General features: G+C 59.7%; 14 protein-coding genes. 5 read left to right on the forward strand and 9 right to left on the reverse strand.

The genetic code is table 11. The features are described from left to right. Positions 1-195: 195 nt before the first annotated feature. The 4 genes from JIN84_RS20900 to galE form a co-directional block, all read right to left on the reverse strand. Positions 196-1,152 carry a PulJ/GspJ family protein gene (locus JIN84_RS20900; protein ID WP_200353047.1) on the reverse strand — a complete coding sequence of 319 codons (957 nt, stop codon included), beginning with the start codon at positions 1,150-1,152 and terminating at the stop codon, positions 196-198. Between the two features lie 18 nt (positions 1,153-1,170). Next, positions 1,171-1,917, reverse strand: coding sequence for a type II secretion system protein (locus JIN84_RS20905; RefSeq protein WP_200353048.1), 747 nt, complete (start codon positions 1,915-1,917; stop codon positions 1,171-1,173). A 3-nt stretch (positions 1,918-1,920) separates the two neighbouring features. Then, a complete protein-coding gene (locus tag JIN84_RS20910; RefSeq protein ID WP_200353049.1) occupies positions 1,921-2,634 on the reverse strand; it encodes a pilus assembly FimT family protein in 714 nt (237 codons plus the stop codon). Between the two features lie 75 nt (positions 2,635-2,709). After that, positions 2,710-3,735 carry a UDP-glucose 4-epimerase GalE gene (galE, locus tag JIN84_RS20915; protein ID WP_200353050.1) on the reverse strand — a complete coding sequence of 342 codons (1,026 nt, stop codon included), beginning with the start codon at positions 3,733-3,735 and terminating at the stop codon, positions 2,710-2,712. A gap of 119 nt (positions 3,736-3,854) precedes the next feature. Here galE and JIN84_RS20920 point away from each other — a divergent pair, with 119 nt between their 5' ends. Then, on the forward strand, positions 3,855-4,811 hold the full coding sequence (locus JIN84_RS20920) for a hypothetical protein (protein ID WP_200353051.1): 957 nt from the start codon (positions 3,855-3,857) through the stop codon (positions 4,809-4,811). Between the two features lie 5 nt (positions 4,812-4,816). Here JIN84_RS20920 and JIN84_RS20925 read toward each other — a convergent pair whose 3' ends face one another. The 4 genes from JIN84_RS20925 to JIN84_RS20940 all read right to left on the reverse strand — a co-directional run bounded on the left by JIN84_RS20925 (position 4,817) and on the right by JIN84_RS20940 (position 7,545). After that, entirely contained in the window at positions 4,817-5,536 is a 720-nt protein-coding gene (locus JIN84_RS20925) for a rhomboid family intramembrane serine protease (RefSeq protein ID WP_200353052.1), read from the reverse strand. A gap of 38 nt (positions 5,537-5,574) precedes the next feature. Beyond that, positions 5,575-6,144 carry an NADH-quinone oxidoreductase subunit C gene (locus JIN84_RS20930; RefSeq protein WP_200353053.1) on the reverse strand — a complete coding sequence of 190 codons (570 nt, stop codon included), beginning with the start codon at positions 6,142-6,144 and terminating at the stop codon, positions 5,575-5,577. A gap of 19 nt (positions 6,145-6,163) precedes the next feature. Next, entirely contained in the window at positions 6,164-6,700 is a 537-nt protein-coding gene (gene nuoB, locus JIN84_RS20935) for an NADH-quinone oxidoreductase subunit NuoB (RefSeq protein WP_200353054.1), read from the reverse strand. Between the two features lie 146 nt (positions 6,701-6,846). Further along, the gene (locus JIN84_RS20940) at positions 6,847-7,545 is read right to left on the reverse strand and encodes a hypothetical protein (RefSeq protein WP_200353055.1); all 699 of its coding nucleotides are present in this window, start codon (positions 7,543-7,545) and stop codon (positions 6,847-6,849) included. A 245-nt stretch (positions 7,546-7,790) separates the two neighbouring features. Between JIN84_RS20940 and JIN84_RS20945 the strand changes: the two genes are divergently transcribed. From JIN84_RS20945 to JIN84_RS20955, 3 genes are all read left to right on the forward strand, one after another. Beyond that, positions 7,791-9,503 carry a hypothetical protein gene (locus JIN84_RS20945; RefSeq protein WP_200353056.1) on the forward strand — a complete coding sequence of 571 codons (1,713 nt, stop codon included), beginning with the start codon at positions 7,791-7,793 and terminating at the stop codon, positions 9,501-9,503. Positions 9,504-9,590: 87 nt separating this feature from the next. Beyond that, on the forward strand, positions 9,591-10,421 hold the full coding sequence (gluQRS, locus tag JIN84_RS20950; protein WP_200353057.1) for a tRNA glutamyl-Q(34) synthetase GluQRS: 831 nt from the start codon (positions 9,591-9,593) through the stop codon (positions 10,419-10,421). A 4-nt stretch (positions 10,422-10,425) separates the two neighbouring features. Further along, positions 10,426-11,178: a TSUP family transporter gene (locus JIN84_RS20955; protein ID WP_200353058.1), complete on the forward strand. Its 753-nt coding sequence runs from the start codon at positions 10,426-10,428 to the stop codon at positions 11,176-11,178. A 106-nt stretch (positions 11,179-11,284) separates the two neighbouring features. Here JIN84_RS20955 and JIN84_RS20960 read toward each other — a convergent pair whose 3' ends face one another. Beyond that, positions 11,285-14,725 carry a beta strand repeat-containing protein gene (locus tag JIN84_RS20960; RefSeq protein ID WP_200353059.1) on the reverse strand — a complete coding sequence of 1,147 codons (3,441 nt, stop codon included), beginning with the start codon at positions 14,723-14,725 and terminating at the stop codon, positions 11,285-11,287. Between the two features lie 324 nt (positions 14,726-15,049). On the opposite strand from JIN84_RS20960, the gene JIN84_RS20965 reads away from it, so the two are divergent. Continuing rightward, complete coding sequence (locus tag JIN84_RS20965; RefSeq protein ID WP_200353060.1) at positions 15,050-16,366, forward strand: bifunctional UDP-3-O-[3-hydroxymyristoyl] N-acetylglucosamine deacetylase/3-hydroxyacyl-ACP dehydratase; 1,317 nt, start codon at positions 15,050-15,052, stop codon at positions 16,364-16,366. Positions 16,367-16,453: the final 87 nt, after the last annotated feature.

Below are 16,453 nucleotides of genomic sequence, written 5' to 3' on the forward strand. Positions count from 1 at the left end.
GGGCGCCGTCATTCTGACAACTGCTCCGAGGGACATCCCTTGCTGTGGAACTTTCTGAAATGGTAACAAGTCAGGAAGTTCATTTCTGGTATGAGCTTCCTCCAAAAGCAAAAAAACGGACCAAAATCGTTCGGTCCGTTTTTTAGTTAGGAATATCTCATGAGCCGGAACCAATCCGGATCACCTTCGACAAGGTCACATGCTCGGAATCTGAATGATTTTCGAGTATTCGAAGGAGTTCTGGCTGAAGAACTTGGCTTTTGCTTCGTCGCTTGCAAAGCTCCGCTTTTTGGCTTGATCGACGCCGAAGTCGGAAAGAACCGTCGTGGAGATCTGCACTGCGGTGACACGGCCTGCGGCAAATGTGGCTGGAGTAACCCCAGCCGGAGCTTCGGTCTCGATACCGGTGCCCAAGATGCGGAAGCTGTTATTATTCTTATCCACCTTCACCAGGTGATTCTTCACTTCAGTGGTCGGATTCGCTCCGCCGGAGGTTTCGGAAGTCTGGACGTAGAAAGTGACGGAAAACTGATAAATATTCTCACAAACGAAATTCTGCTCATCGGAAATATCCTGTGAGAAATTCTGGTTGAACACATCTTCCAGGGTGGAAACGTTTTTGTTGGGATCGGTCTGGGTCTCGCCGAGCAACTTGTCGAACGTCTCATCGGGATTCACCAACAAACGGTTCAGAACGAAAGTATCGAAGGTTCCGCCCGCCGCACCGGTGGAACCAATGGGATCCTTGTATTCGAGCTGGTATGCCACGCAGGAAACATCGCCGCCCCTGTCGTCCGAACCGCCGATGTTGCCGTCATAGCGGTCGGTCGCGGCGGTGAAGAAGATGAGTTTCGTGGCGTTGGTGCTGGTGAGGTTCTGACCGATGGAACTGTCATCGGCGATCGCCGAAAGCCATTCGTTCGTATTGCCCTTGCGGGTGACCAGTGATTCAAGATCGCGTGCCATCGTATCAATCATCGCTTTCGCCTGACGCGCCGCGCGCAGCTCTGATCGGCTGCGGTTCCAGGTATCCAAGGCGATCGAGGTGATGCCCACCAACACCGAGATGATGATGGTGGTGATGAACATGGCCACCAACAACTCCACCAAGGTGAAGCCGGTTTTTTTGGAGGAAATCCGTTGGGTTTTCATAAAATGTTGGAAAAAGGATTAACGGCGGACGGCCAGATTGCGGGTGAAGACGGGAGTCTTCATGTTGTTGAAGCTGTTGGCGAATGCCGAACCGGAGAAGAAGGCGGCGTTTTTCGCCGGCAGCATGTAGAAATCCGCGGCAAAGGCGATAACCGCATCGGAATAGGTGCTTCCGCTTGACGCCGTGTTCTGCGTGTCCTTCGGATCCACGATCTTGCCCGGATCACCCAGTTCGAGACCCGCGTTGTTCCCGTTGCCGAAAACAAGCTGGGTGCATTTCACCAGGTAAACCGCTCCTTCAACGGCGGAGATATCACCGGTATTTTCATTGCTGAACAGGTTGTCACTGGCTTTGCGTGCCATGGAAACAACGATGAAATCCTTGCCCGGGATCTTGTCCTTCACCGAAGCGACCGGCTCGGGTGTCCCGTCCGTCCTCACACGGGTCGGATCCGCATTGCCCCGGTACTGATAGACCAGCAACGCGTCGGCAGCGGTGTCGGACCCTTCGATGAAATTGAACGCCTTGTCAAAACCGGTGGCGATGTCCGTGGTCTCCTCCCCCTCTCTCAGGGTGACGAGTTCTTGCTCGAGCGCGGATGCCAAGCGATCGGCCTCCTGCACATTGATGGACTTGCGGATGCCCTCGGCGGCAGGTGAGAACACCAGCATGAAGCCCGTCAGCAGGACTGCCAGCACACCGATGGCGATGACGGTCTCCAGAAGGGTGAATCCACGATGAAGGGATGAAGGTGAGGATTTCATGACTTAGAATTTGCTTCCTGTGCTGAGGGATTTGATGGTGGGGGAAATTTGCTCGGGGCTGCGATAGATCGAAGTCCGGCCGTTTCTCCAGACCACGAAACCACCGAAATCCCTTTTGCCCGAGGACGTCACACGAGGCTGCTCGGTAGGAGCGTTGACATTGCGCGATCCGGTCCCGATGACAAAACTGGCACCGGGTGTGGTGCAGATGCCTTCGGAATTGAATTCGTAGGCATAATAGGAACCCGCGTATGCGTTGGAAGCTCCGGAAAGGGGTTCCACTTCAATGCTTCCACCGTCTCCCTTTTTGCTGAAGTTTTCACTGAAATACACCTGATCCGGAAGCAAGGCGCCGCGGCTCGACATCACCCATCTGGTAGGCCGTCCACCGGCATCCAGATTCCGGCTGCCGTCCGGATTGAGTTCTTCGGCAACGACAACCATCCGGCGGAGGTTGTCACTGCTGGAGCTGGTCAGATCCTTGGCGATGAGAACACGGGCGAAAATGCGCTGGCCGACCGCGATTGAACGCGCTTCGTCAAACAACGATTCCGCGCTCGCCACACCACTCGAAACCCCTTTGCCGCCCATGTTACCAATGCCGATGGCACCGGCTGTCATCAGAATGGACATGATGACAATGACGACCAGCATCTCGACCAGCGTGAAGCCGTCGCGTTGCCGCCGTGAGGAAAAATTCAAATCGTTTGAGTTCATGGGTTTTAAGGCTCGTTTTGATGGAAAGTGGTTCAATATTTGTAAATCGCAAGTGCAAATGTCAATACATCGCATTTACGCTTTGTTTTTATTCTCGGGATATCGGCCTTGATGAGGACCCGTAGCCCACAACCATGCCGGACCCACCATGTCGCGGATGTCGCGCCGGGTGGCGACCCAGCCGAGCAGTTCTTTTGCCAAAGTCGGGTCAGCGACCAAGGATGGCGGATCTCCTTCACGACGAGGGCCGTATTTCACCGGGACGGTTTTCCCTGAGACCGCCTCGACAGCGGTGATGATCTCTTTCACCGAAACTCCTACTCCGGTGCCAAGGTTGCATCGGACGGATGGCCCGCCTGCGGCGAGATGATCAAGCGCGCGGGCGTGGGCGTCGGCAAGGTCGTCCACATGGATATAGTCGCGGATGCAGGTGCCGTCCGGAGTGTCGTAGTCGGTGCCGAAAACCTCGACATGCTCGATTTCCCCGGTTACAGCCATCATCACCCGTGGGATGAGGTGGGTTTCCGGGTTGTGATCCTCCCCGATCAGACCGTCCGGAGAACATCCGCTGGCGTTGAAGTAACGGAGGCAGGCGCTGCGAAGACCCCAGGCTGTGTCGCAATCCGCGAGGATCCGCTCCACCATCAGCTTGCTCATGCCATACGGGTTGATGGGGTTCTGCTGGTTCGTCTCCGTGATGGGGAGCTTGTCCGGCACACCATAAGTCGCACAGGTTGAGGAAAAAACAAAAACCTCACAGCCGAATTCCTGCATGACCTGGAGCAGCTTGATGGGCTCGGCGGTGTTGTTCTGATAATACTTCAGCGGGTTCGTCACCGATTCTCCGACATAGGCGTAGGCGGCGAAATGAATCACCGCGCCGAACTGATGTTTCTCAAACAAGGAACGCACCAATGCCTGATCGCCCACCTCACCGACCACCAACTCGACGGATTCGTCGATAATGGCTTGGTCGTGACCGAATACGAGATTGTCCAGTACCACGATTTTCCGGCCTTGTCCCGCAAGGAGCCGGACGGTGTGGGAGCCGATGTAGCCAGCTCCTCCAGTGACGAGAATCGGTGCGCTTTGATCAATCATAAGTTTGCGCAGAGAGGAAACCGGAGAAACCACTCCTCTGTCAACCCATGGGAGCCGGAAGTGAAAAATTCTCACAAAATCCGGTCGAATAGAATTCCGACCTGTGCTGTCTTAACGGCATGAATAAAAACTTCCGTTCGCTGGCCGGTGCGGCGTTGGCCGCCTTGACCGCCCTCGCCTCCACGTCCTGCTATTATGATCCCTACGCCACCACAACTGTCGGAGGCAGCTACAGCAGCGGGGGATATGGCGATGGCTACGGTTACGGTGGCAGTTCGTTCAGCACCTCCGTTTTTGTCAGCACCGGCGATCCTCGCTGGGGTTACGATCCTTATTGTTACAGCTACTACGACTACAGCCGCCGTTGCTACTATGATCCCTACCTGAATGGTTATTACCCCGTCGGATATCGCCCACCCGTGGTTTACGGGGTTCCCCATCCGGGTGGTTGGCGTCCCGGCCACGGCTACTGCCCGCCACCCCGCTACGTTTCCCATGGCTACATTTCGGATTACCGCAACCGCGAGGGCCGTTACCGGAACAGCAATTACAAATGGGCCAGAGAAGTCCGCCAGGCTCCACAAGGAGGACGTGTGCAAGGCAGCCGTCCGCCACAAGGCGGCTTCCAACGGAACGATTCTCCGCGAAACGGGTCGCGCCCGGATAACTTCAACCGCCCGTCGAACAACTTCTTCGAGCGGCCGTCCGGCAGTGGTTCACGCCCATCGACCAACGATTCGCGTCCGTCCGGAGGCTACTCCCGCGACCGCCAGCCGAGCAGTCAGAACGGCCGGGAGTCGAGGGAAAGCTACCGTCCGCAAAGCGGGAACCGTGAAAGCAACCGCCCGCAAAGCGGGAACCGCCCACCAGAGCGCTTCAACAGTCCGGTGACAAACCCGTCGCAGCGGCAGTCCTACCAAGGCCAGCGTCCGCAGCAGGGCCAGCGCGCCGTACCACAAAATTTCGGCAACCAACGCCCTCAGCCCCAGAGGCAACAACAACCTCAGGCAGGCCGTGGTTCCGGAGGCAAGAAGCAACCCCGCCAGGAAGAAGGCCGGGTGCAAGGCTACCGCTGATCCGATCAATCCAGACGCCGGATACTCCCCGCCTCCCGCCGCTCCCTGTCGCGGCGGAGGCGTTTCAGGGAAACCCGGGGGCGTAAGAGCCAGCGGCCATAAGCCCAGCCGGCCAGCCCGCCGCCAAAGTGGCAGGCATGTCCCACGTGGGAAAATCCGACGATTCCCATGACCGGCTCCATCAAGGCCATGGCCAGTTCCACGGTCAGGACAGCAAATCCCAGAACCCGACCGGACACAAACAACGGCATCATCCGGGACTGCGGAGAGAGTGTCGTCGTCAGCAGCAACAGCGCGAGACACCCTCCTGAAAGTCCGACAAGCAACGGGGCTCCTTGCCCGCCCGGGGCAAGCGTCAGGTGGCCCAAACCTCCACCCAAAATTCCGAAAATCACGGCTTTCATCATGGTCGCCTGTCCCGTCATGTGCTCAACCCGTGAACCGACGAGCAGGATCAGCAGCGAATTCATCACCACGTGGATCCACCCGCCATGCAGCAGGCCGTAGCTGAAAACCTGCCAGATTCGGCCTGAAAGGACTCCGCCGCGACTCAGACCGAACCATTCGAACCATCTCCATGCAGGCTGCTGGTCGGGGCCGCCTGCCGCGGTGACCACCAATTGGATCGCCAGAACCACCGCCACACAAGCCCAGGAGGCTGGAGAGCTCCGGAGCTGGCGCAGGTTGCGCGCGGCATTAGCAAACGGAGCACCCGATGAATTCATACAGGTGCGCGGTCCGGTTCGATTCTAATGGATCATTCTTACTCCACCACCCGTGCCCGTGGCTCCCGCTTGGCGACATCCTCCACGCTCGGGCTGGTCACAAACGGACCGCCTTCCAATGGAGCCACCCCAGTGGTCGCCACGTCAGGCATGTCGGTGGGACGTCCCGCCAACGGGAAATCCTTGCGCAACGGGAAAAACGGATACCCTTCCCACATGAGGATGCGCTTCATGTTCGGGTGACCCGTGAATGGAATGCCCATCATGTCCCACACCTCGCGCTCATGCCAGTCCGCGCCGACCCATACGTCCGTCACCGATGGCACGGTCTCGTCCTCGCCCACCTTCGCCTTCACGCGCAGGTGCTTGGAGTCATCCAGCGTGGCGATCTCATACACCATTTCGAACCGTGGGTCGTCGCCAAAGTGATCAAGGCTGGAAATATCCAGAATCATCTCGTAACCGAGATCCTTCCGGCATTTCGACAGCACATCGTGCAGGGAGCCGAGCTCCACCCGCACCGTGTGCTCGCCACGGAATTCCACCGTTTCCCAAATCTTTTCTCCGAAGGCTTCCCGGAGCTTGGTGACATCGTCTGCTGCTGACATGTTTGAAAATCGTTGAAAATCAGGCGTTCTCCTCGAGGAACACTTTTTTCTGGTCCATCGTGGATTCCTCGCCCTCGATCTTCCGCTGGAGTTTCATCAACCCCTCGATGAGGGCCTCGGGCCGTGGCGGACAACCGGAAATATAAACGTCCACCGGGATGAGCTTGTCGATTCCCTGGAGCACCGCGTAGCTGCGGTACATGCCGCCGGAAGACGCACAAGCACCCATCGCGATGCACCATTTCGGCTCCGGCATCTGATCCCAGACCCGCTTCACGGCGAGCGCCATCTTATAAGTCACAGTGCCTGAAACAATGAGAACGTCCGCCTGGCGCGGCGAGAAACGCATGACCTCCATCCCGAAGCGGGAGATGTCGAAACGGCTCGACGCCGTCGCCATCAGCTCGATGGCACAACAGGCGAGTCCCATCGGCATGGGCCACAAGGAGTTCTTCCGCATCCAGTTGATGGCGGCATCCACGCGGGTGATGATCACATTTCCTTCGATCTTCGAATCGTAGGCCGTGTGGAGAGTGCTTGAAGAAGGGCTGACCATGGTTCGTTACTGCTGGCGGAAGTGTGCCCCCGCTCGCCCGACGTCTCAAGACGTTTGTGAAATTTTTCACAAGGAAACCGCCCTTCCCTCGCTTGATGGACCGAGGCGGGCGGTTGATTCAGGAAAACGAATAACCGTCAGCCGCATCAATCGCGGTTTCTGGAAACGGAACGAAACCCCAGACCCGCCAAGCTCAACAACATGAATACGGCGGTGGAAGGCTCCGGGATGCTGTTGAGGAAGACTTGGTTCCAGTTGGCGTGTGACGCCCCTTGCGCTCCGCCGAAATCCACCCTCGGAGCGGAGATGAGCGGAGTTCCGGTGATCCCGTTGATACGCATGGTTCCATCGACTGCCAAGGAGGTCTGCGTCGGAGAATACCAGTAGAGGGTGTATTGGTGATACCCGCCGCCGCTTCCTTCCAAGGTATAAATCTGTCCGCCGGAGGTTCTGACGAAAGGGTCGCCGTCAGCTTGGGCGCCGAAGTACATGTCAAACCGTTCGGTGCCTGTGTAAAATCTCGCCAGCATCACGTTTCCCGCATCCGGAGTCTCCACAATCCGGAGATTCACGGACAACATCCATCCGAGGGCGGTAAATCCATTCTCCAAAGAAGTCAGGGAGTAACTGTAAATTCCGAACTGGGAACCCGAGTTCAAATCGATCGACCAGGCGTTGACTCCAAAATCGTTCGTCACAGGATTCCGCGTGGCGTTTCCAGGCGCGTTGAGAATGAATCCTTCGGATACGGGATCCGCGGAACCAAAATGTTGGAGTAGAATCGCGGCGGAAGAATGCGAGACAAGGCATGCGGACAAGAGAAGGAGGGCAATGTAGGGCTTCATGGGATTCTCGACCGCAAAACAGTACGATCTAACACAATACAACCGGATCCCACGTATCATGGCGAGGAGATTTTCCAATATCGGCGTCGCCATGAGACATGAACCCGATGCCGGAAATTTCATGCGGCTCCGGCCTTCCGTTTTCCCGCAACAAGATAGGAATCAGGCGGCCCGCCACGTGACAATTCCGTCAATCGACGATTCTGGTAGCCCTCCACACTTGTCCGGCTATGCTGCCAACGCACATGGAGTTGTTTCTCATCGATGCCATCGGCCCGTTTTTCAGGGACTATGAGAACGAGCGCGTGAACTGGTCGAAAATCCCGTTTTCCCATCTCTACGGAGCCGGGGAATCACGGTGGGCGCGAATCGAGACGGACCTCCGGACTTTCGCCCGGGAAGTTTCCGAGCAAGGTTACAACGCGGTCACGCTGGATGATTTGGCGCATCTCGCCCCCCACCCCTTGCACGAGCCGGAGGTCAGTGCGGAAATAGAGCTTTTCCGCGAGAAATTCCGAAAACTCTTCCAGATCCTCCATCACGAGTTCCGGCTGCAGATCTACCTCACCACCGACGTGCTGCCGATGACCGCCGCGGTCACCGCCGCGCTGGGGAACGACACGGAAAAGCTGGAAAACTATTACCTGCAGCTCGTGCGCGGCGTGCTGGATGATTTTCCGGAACTGGCCGGACTCATCCTCCGCATCGGCGAGAGCGACGGCCACGACGTGCAGGACCCCATCCGCACCCAGCTCCACCTGACCACGTCGAAGGAGACGAATCACCTGCTGAGGCGCCTCCTGCCCGATTTCGAGAAACGCGGGAAAAACCTCATCCTCCGCACTTGGACCGTCGGCGCGCACCGCATCGGCGACCTTATCTGGCACAGTGGGACGCTTGCGGACACCTTCACCGGCATCAACTCGCCGAATTTCATTATTTCGATGAAGCACGGCGAGAGCGATTTCTTCCGCTACCTGCCGCTCAACCGCGCGTTTTTCAGCCTGCCGCACCGGAAAATCATCGAGATGCAGGCCCGCAGGGAATATGAAGGGGCGGGTGAATATCCGTCGTTCATCGGGCGGGATTGCGAACGCTTCGCACGCGAGCTCGCCGGAGCTCCGAACATGGCCGGCATGTCGGTATGGTGCCAGACCGGTGGTTGGCACCGCTTCGGCCGGCTCGCATTCCTGGAGGAAAACAACCGGGATGTCTGGATCCGGCTCAACACCGCCGCAGCCATCGGGGTTTTCAAACACGGCAAGTCCGTGGAGACGATCATCGGCGAATTTTCAGGACATGAGAACGCCCCCGCCGTCCTGGAGCTCCTGCACCACGCGGACACCGTCATCCACGAACTGCTCTACATCGAGGAATTCGCCCGGCAGAAACTGTTCTTCCGCAGGGTCCGCGTGCCGCCGATGCTGCACATGTATTGGGACTGCATCTTCATCAACCACGGTGTCCGGAAGATTGTCTCCCACTTCATCACGGATCCCGAGCGCGCGCTCCGTGCGGGCGAAGCCTGCGCCGCCCTGTTTCCCCGGATGGTCGAACTCGCGGAGAGCGCCGGTCTTCCAGTGGATGACATCGAGCACATGCGTGACGCCTTCGGACTCATCCTGCTCGCCCGGCGTTATTATTTCCTGCCTTTCACGGAAGAAATGGCCGGAGAAATCCGCGCCGCCAAGAAGGCCTACAAAGCCCGCTGGCCGAAGCAGATCCGCCAGCGCTACCGCATCAAGGTCTCCTTCGAACCGTTCAAGCTCAAGCGCCACACCATCGCCCTGGGCATCCGGCTGATGGTGAGGAAGAAGCGTGGCTACCGCCTTTTCGACCACCTTTTCACGCTGAATCTTCTCAGCCACGCCTACCGGATCTTCCGCACCCGCGCGCCGCAGGCACTGCCGAAGTTCATGCGGGAATCCGCGATGGGGGTGGATGTGCTTTTTAAGTAGCAAGTTTGCCGGTTTTCAGTTTTCAGAGAAGAGGTGTTGCGGCATCTCCATTGGAACCGAACTCTTAAAACCAGCAGACTCCTTTCCATGCGCACCCGCTTCGCCCCAAGCCCCACCGGTCGCCTCCATCTGGGCCATGTGTTGGCCGCGAGGGTGGCTCACTCGCTCGCACGTAAGGCGGAGGGGATTTTCCTGCTGCGCCACGAAGACATCGACGGACCAAGGGTAAGAGAGGAGTTTTACGAAGGCATCGAGGAGGATTTGAAATGGCTCGGGCTGGACTGGGATGGAGAACCGCTGCGTCAGACCGGGCGTATCCCGGCATACGAGACGGCGCTGCATGCGCTCAAGGAAAGGAATCTGGTTTATCCCTGCTTCTGCACCCGGCGTGAAATCCAGGAAGAATGGGCACGCATCGGGGCCGCGCCGCAAGGGCCGGAGGCCCCTGTCTATCCCGGCACCTGCCGGTATCTGACGGAGAAATCGCGGCGGGAAAAAGTCCGCTCCGGCATTCCCTACGCGTGGCGTCTTGATGCGGACAAGGCCGGCGTGCTGACGGGTCCCCTCACCTTCCACGATCTCCGCTTCGGCGAAATACCGGTGGATCCCAAGCTGCTGGGCGATGTGGTGCTCGCCCGCAAGGACATCGGCACCGCATACCATCTTGCGGTGGTGGTGGACGACGCCTTTCAGGAAATCACCCACGTCACGCGCGGCGAGGACCTTCTTTCCTCGACCCATGTCCACCGGCTCCTGCAGGAGCTGTTGGATCTGCCGGAACCAATCTACCTCCACCACGAATTGGTCGTGGATGAAAACGGCAACCGCCTCGCGAAACGAAACGCCGCGCTATCGATCGCCACACTGCGCGAAAGAGGCATGACGCCAGCGGAGGTGCTTTCCATGATCAAACCGTGAGTCCATGCCTCCGACCACCTACATCTGGCTTTTTCTGGCAGGCTTCGGCGGCGGTTTCATCGACGCGATCGCCGGAGGCGGCGGTCTCATCACCGTGCCCGCGCTCCTGGCATCCGGCCTGCCGCCGCAGATCGCGCTCGGCACGAACAAACTCCAATCTTCATGCGGCACCGCCCTGGCCGTTCTCCGGTATGCGCGCGCCGGGCTCATGACAACTCCGTGGCTCCGGCTTGCGGCGATATTTTCATTTTTCGCCAGCATGGGAGGCGCCTACGCGGTGAGTCTGCTGAACAAGGATCTGCTGCGGCAGATCATCCCCTGGATGTTGGCCTCGGTCGCCATCTACACGGCGCTCAACCGGAAGTTCGGCGTTCATCCGGGGAAGACGTGGATTCCGCCACTGGTCTTCGCCATGGCATTTGGAATCACCTTGGGATTTTACGACGGATTCTTCGGCCCCGGGACCGGTTCGTTCTGGACCATCGGACTGGTCGCCTTGTTGGGAATGGACCTGCGCCACGCCACCGGCTACACCAAGGCGGTGAATCTCGCCAGCAACCTCGGATCGCTCGGAATTTTCCTCGCCATGGGGAGCGTCCATTTTCCCGCCGCCGGGGCGATGATCGCGGGACAGGTCTTCGGAGCCCGGCTGGGCTCGGGCCTGGTCGTCCGCAAGGGCGCGGCGTTCATCCGCCCGGTCTTTCTCTGTGTCGTCTTCGTGATGACTCTGAAACTGATGTGGGATTTCTGGGGATGACCGGGATTCGGCCTCCCCCGTCAGGCGGGAATCCACCTTTCTCCCTATCACCAACAAGCCCCGGCACCTCTCGGCACCGGGGCTTGTGATCAAGAAAATCCGGCTCTCACTTCCGGCGGCGGCGCAGGAGCATGAATCCGGCCGCTGCTCCGAGGAGGGCGGTGGACGGTTCCGGGATCACGGTGAGGACACCGGTGGTGGTGAATTGCGAGGTATCCCACGTCAGACCGCCACCGAGCGGTTGCGAGAAGCTGAACTGTGGCGTGCTGTCGCCGGTGAAGGAGCCGAAGTTCGCCAGATCGAAGCTGTCTCCGGCCAGCGGGCTGTAGCTGAGCAGGATGTTGATCAACGAGCTGTTTCCAAGGTTGAGCACACCGCTGGTGTTGATGCGGTCGTTCGTTCCGTTGCCGGTGATCTCGGCATTGAAGATGCCTTGCAGGTCGAGGTTTTCAAAGCTGATGGCACCGACGCCACCGTTGCCCGGATTGATGGATCCTCCGCTGTTGACGATGGAGCTTCCCGCGATGGAGGTGGCCGTGCCCGCCAGAATCGCGCTGTTGGCCACGGTGACGCCAGTGGTGGCGCTGAGCGCCCCGGTCACCAGAAGCGTTCCGGCGCTGACGAGGGTGGCTCCGGTGTAGCTGTTCGTTCCGGAGAGGGTGAGGATGCCGGTTCCTTGTTTGGTGAGTCCGCCGTCGATGCCTGCGACTCCGCCGTGGACCAGATTCGAGGTGACGGTGACGCCGAAACCATTGCTGTCGATGATGGCTCCACCCTCGAGCACGTTGGTCGTCACACCGCTGACAAATGTGGCGCTGGCGGCGCCGGCCTTGAGGGTGCCTCCATCGAAGTTGAGATTTCCGGCCCCCGCGCCCGCACCTTTCACAACCGCGGTGGTGGCAAGCACCCCGCCTTTCAGATTGTAATTCGCCGCACCCGCCCCGGCCGCAAGGGTGACGTTGCCGTTGGCATTGAGCGTGCCGCCGGTTTGATTGTAGGTTCCCGTGCCCCCGGCGTTTCCGACAACCACCTTGTTGGTGACGGTGAGAGTACCTCCGGCCTGGTTGAGCACACCCGCACCGCCATCGCCGACGGCGATCAGTGACGAGCCCCCGGTGAGATTGACGGTCGCGGTGCCGTTGATATTGACAGTGGAGACACCACCCACCCCGTTCGCCGATTCACCGATGCGGAAGACCCCCCCGGTGCTGAAACTGGACGAGCCGTTGAAATTCACCGTGGGCGAGGAGGTGTAGCCGGACACGCCGTTGGAATAACCGATCGAGAAATTCGCGCTGGAAAGAACGGCGTTGTTGTTGAGGGTCAGGCTGGTCGCGGCGTTGTTGGTGCCGTTTCCGCGACCCACTCCGACGTAACTCGTCACGGTGGTCGTGCCGCCGTTGATCTCCACCGCGGCATTGGGAGATGAGGCGCTGTTGACGGAGCCGACGATGAGTTCGGCATTGATCTGGTTGGTCTGGGCGAGCGGCGCTCCCGTCGTCCCGCCAAGCTGGAGCAGACCGTTGTTGACGACGACTCCGAGGGCATTGCCGCCGGTTCCACCCGCCAGGGTGTTGGTGCCGGTGGTGTTTGTCAGGCTGAGGGTGCCTGCGCCGTTTTTCGTGAACGAACCCGTGCTGTTGGAAAGAACCTGGCCGGAGAAGGTGAGGTCGTTCGCGGTATCGATGGTTCCACCGCCGAGTCCGATGGTGAAGCCACGGTCCGAAACGGTGGCGCCTCCGGTGTGAAGCAGACCACCGCCGCTGAAGACGAGGTTCGAGGATGCGGAGGAAGATGCGCCGATGCCGCTGTTCACGCCTCCGTTCGCGATCGAGGAGACACTGAGTGTCCCGCCGCTGAGGACGGTGGCACCGGTATAACTGTGTGCGGAGCTGGAGAAAGCGAGCGTGTTCGCTCCGACCTTGATGAATCCGAGCGAACCGTTCGCGGTGTCGGTGATGTCGGAACCGTAGGTGAACGTGTTGTTCGCATTTCCGTTCGCGGTGGTCGCCTCGGTGGTGTCGATGCCGATGTGCGCTCCGGCGGGAAGGTTGAACTTCCCGCTGGTGTTCGCGCGGATGGCGTCGAAATCCGCCGCGGTGAAGGACCCGGTGGTTCCCACACCCACCGCGATTCCACCACCCGGAGCGATGGTCATCCCGGCACCGCTGCCGCCGCCCGTGGTATAGCCCGGGAGGGACTGGGTGCGCTGGAAGGAGATCGTCCCCGCGTTGATGGTCGTGTCTCCGGTGTAGGTGTTCGCACCGGACAGGATGAGCACGTTCGTGCCGTTCTTGGTCAGGCCGCCGCCGGTGGAAACGGCATCCGTCAGGAGGTTCTGCGTGATGGTGATGGCGTTGCCATTGCTGTCGATGATCGCGCCGCCCGCCTTGACGAAGGCGTTGTTCAGACCGCCCATGAAGGCACCCGAACTGGTGCGGGCCCGCAGGGTGCCGCCGTTGAAGTTGAAGGTGGCGGTGCCGGCGACCTTGGCCACGTTGTTCACGGCAAGGACTCCGCCATCCAGATTGACTGTGGCCGTGGCCGTGGCGTTGTTGCCGAGACGCAGGGTGGTGGCGGTGACCGTCTGCGTGCCGCCGCCGTTGGCGAGAGCGCCGGTCAGGCCGCTCGCCGCGTTCTGCATGTTGAGAGTTCCATTTCCAGCCCCTCCCTGGCCCAGCGTGAGGACACCCAGGTTCGCGCTGCCGCCCGAGACGTTCCAGACGCCGGTGCTGGTTTCACCGATCCATGTCTCACCCGCCGTGATGTTGAAGAGTCCGCCGGTCTGGTTGAGAGTCCCGGAACCGGCGCCGCTGGCTCCGATGATGGTGGCGCTGCCGGCATTCGCCGCTTTGTTGAAAGTGCCGCCCGTCATGTTGAGGACGCCTGTCCCTCCCGACCTTCCAACCGCCAGCCATTGCGCTTGGTTGACGGTTCCGCCACTGATGTTCATGACACCCTGGCTGCCGGTGCCCGCACCGACCCACAGCTCGGAACTGTTGTCGAGCTGGCCGGCTGAAATGTTGAGCACGCCCTTGCCGGCGTTTGCCAGGTTCAGACGGCCGCCGACCACGATGTTCTGGCGATCCGCGCTACCGGTGTTGGTGAATGTCCCGCCCGCGATGTTGAGCGTGGCGGTGGCTCCGGCCGTGCCGTTCGCCTCACCGATGTTGATTTGTCCGCGGGCGGCGAGCGAGCCCCCGTTCAGGTTGTAGGTGCCGCCGGCGTTCGTCGCCGTGCCCATGCGGAACCAGCCACCGCCCATGGTCACCACTCCGGCATCCTGCTGCCAGGTGCTTGTGGTGCTGGTGCCGACGGTGCCGGTCAGGATGTCGTTGGTCGTGTGGTTGGTGTCGATGATGACGGTCCCGTTGTTGCTGACATCCACATTGATCGGACCGGGAACCACATCGTTGTCCCAGTTCGTGGCCACATCGAAGTTTCCGGTGGTGCCATCCCAGATACCGGCGGCATGGACACCGGTGTAGGAAACGAGCATGGTGGCGATCGAGGTTCCGAGGATGAATGAGGAACGGGACAATTTCATATGTGGCGTGGGTTCAGGGGTTTTGTTGGGTTGGGAACGGTGCCGTTTGACCGGATTCCGATGGGTATGGGGAGAAACCGGCGACCACGTTCATCCGGCAGAAGAAGACTTCACCCGGGCCGGGTCAACATCATACGCCCGACTAACCCTATTGAGGGGGGGCCTCGGACGGGACGGGCGGATGCGGTCGGATCGGGAGGACAAGCCCGGATTCCGGCCGGATCCGGGCACGATCCGGTGCGTTCCGGGCCATTTTCAAAACCGCGCCAGCCCCCCACCATTCCGGCTTGATAGTTCGCCGGGAAAAATGAAACCTGCGCCTCCATGTCCGCAGCCGTCCAACATACTCTCGCTGGCCAAGCCACTCTTGAAGGCACTTCCCTCCATACCGGAGAGAAAGTCACACTCACTCTCAAACCCGCTCCGGAAGGCCACGGATTCAAATTCCGCCGCATCGATCTGCCCGATCAACCGTTCATCAATGCCGACGTGGACAAGGTCCAGACGGTCGAACGCGCGACGACCCTCGCCGAGGGATCGGTCAAGGTTCACACCGTGGAGCACGTCATTTCCGCCCTCACCGGCATGGGCGTGGACAACGCGCTCATCGAGATGGACGCCAACGAGCCGCCGATCGGCGACGGCTCTTCCCGACCGTTCGTGGAAATGATCAAAAAGGTCGGCATCGTGCCCCAGAACGCGATCCGCAAGGTGTGGGAAATCCGCGAGCCCATCCACCAGGAAATGGGCGATGGCACCATCATCACCATCGTCCCTTGCAAGACATTCAAGGTTTCGGTCACCAACGTCGGCCCGGAAGGACGCTTCACCCAGTATTTCTCCACCGAGGTCACTCCGGAGGTTTATGAGAAGGAAATCTCCGCGGCGCGGACCTTCGTCTATTATGAGGATGTGAAACCGTTGCTCGAAAAAGGACTGATCAAGGGCGGCTCCCTGGAGAGTGCCGTCGTTATCCGTGGCAATGAGATCATGTCGAAGGAATCGATGAGATTTCACAACGAGTTCGCCCGTCACAAGGCGCTCGACCTCATCGGCGACCTGATGCTTGCCGGCGTCCGCATCCTCGGCCACGTCATCGCCGTGAAGCCCGGCCATGGCCCGAACACCAAGATGGCGGCCAGGCTGAAGGCGGAATACACCCGCATGCGTTCGATGGTTCCCGCGGACGTGAACCTCCCCGACGGCGAGAGCGTGCTGGACATCAACGAGGTGATGAAAATCCTGCCGCACCGCTATCCGTTTCTCATGGTGGACCGCATCGTCAGCTTCGAAGGCGACAACCTCTGCACCGCGATCAAGAACGTCACGATCAACGAGCCGTATTTCGCCGGACACTTCCCCGGCCACCCGATCATGCCGGGAGTGCTCCAGCTTGAAGCAATGGCGCAGGTTTCCTCCGTTCTCATGCTGCGCAAACCGGAGAACACCGGAAAGATCGGCTACTTCATGAGCGCCGACAACGTGAAATGGCGCCGCCCGGTCATGCCCGGCGACACGATTTTCATCCAGACGGAGATCCTCAGGATGCGCGGCTCCATCGGCCAGACCCGCGCCCGCTGCCTCGTCAACGGCGAGGTCGCCTCCGAGGCGGAACTCAAGTTCGCGCTGATGGACCGGTGACGAAGAAGTTGAGAGTGGAAGGTTGAGAGTTGAGAGAAAGAAGTCATCAAAACTTTCCTCGCCCCCTGTCATCCTTCCACCGCTCTT

The sequence above is a fragment of the Luteolibacter yonseiensis genome (assembly GCF_016595465.1).
GTDB classification, from domain to species: domain Bacteria; phylum Verrucomicrobiota; class Verrucomicrobiia; order Verrucomicrobiales; family Akkermansiaceae; genus Luteolibacter; species Luteolibacter yonseiensis.

Bases quoted from the DNA above. Each gene is read 5' to 3' on its own strand.
- JIN84_RS20900 (WP_200353047.1), bottom strand. From the start codon at position 1,152: ATGAAAACCCAACGGATTTCCTCCAAAAAAACCGGCTTCACCTTGGTG.
- JIN84_RS20905 (WP_200353048.1), bottom strand. From the start codon at position 1,917: ATGAAATCCTCACCTTCATCCCTTCATCGTGGATTCACCCTTCTGGAG.
- JIN84_RS20910 (WP_200353049.1), bottom strand. From the start codon at position 2,634: ATGAACTCAAACGATTTGAATTTTTCCTCACGGCGGCAACGCGACGGC.
- galE (WP_200353050.1), bottom strand. From the start codon at position 3,735: ATGATTGATCAAAGCGCACCGATTCTCGTCACTGGAGGAGCTGGCTAC.
- JIN84_RS20920 (WP_200353051.1), top strand. From the start codon at position 3,855: ATGAATAAAAACTTCCGTTCGCTGGCCGGTGCGGCGTTGGCCGCCTTG.
- JIN84_RS20925 (WP_200353052.1), bottom strand. From the start codon at position 5,536: ATGAATTCATCGGGTGCTCCGTTTGCTAATGCCGCGCGCAACCTGCGC.
- JIN84_RS20930 (WP_200353053.1), bottom strand. From the start codon at position 6,144: ATGTCAGCAGCAGACGATGTCACCAAGCTCCGGGAAGCCTTCGGAGAA.
- nuoB (WP_200353054.1), bottom strand. From the start codon at position 6,700: ATGGTCAGCCCTTCTTCAAGCACTCTCCACACGGCCTACGATTCGAAG.
- JIN84_RS20940 (WP_200353055.1), bottom strand. From the start codon at position 7,545: ATGAAGCCCTACATTGCCCTCCTTCTCTTGTCCGCATGCCTTGTCTCG.
- JIN84_RS20945 (WP_200353056.1), top strand. From the start codon at position 7,791: ATGGAGTTGTTTCTCATCGATGCCATCGGCCCGTTTTTCAGGGACTAT.
- gluQRS (WP_200353057.1), top strand. From the start codon at position 9,591: ATGCGCACCCGCTTCGCCCCAAGCCCCACCGGTCGCCTCCATCTGGGC.
- JIN84_RS20955 (WP_200353058.1), top strand. From the start codon at position 10,426: ATGCCTCCGACCACCTACATCTGGCTTTTTCTGGCAGGCTTCGGCGGC.
- JIN84_RS20960 (WP_200353059.1), bottom strand. From the start codon at position 14,725: ATGAAATTGTCCCGTTCCTCATTCATCCTCGGAACCTCGATCGCCACC.
- JIN84_RS20965 (WP_200353060.1), top strand. From the start codon at position 15,050: ATGTCCGCAGCCGTCCAACATACTCTCGCTGGCCAAGCCACTCTTGAA.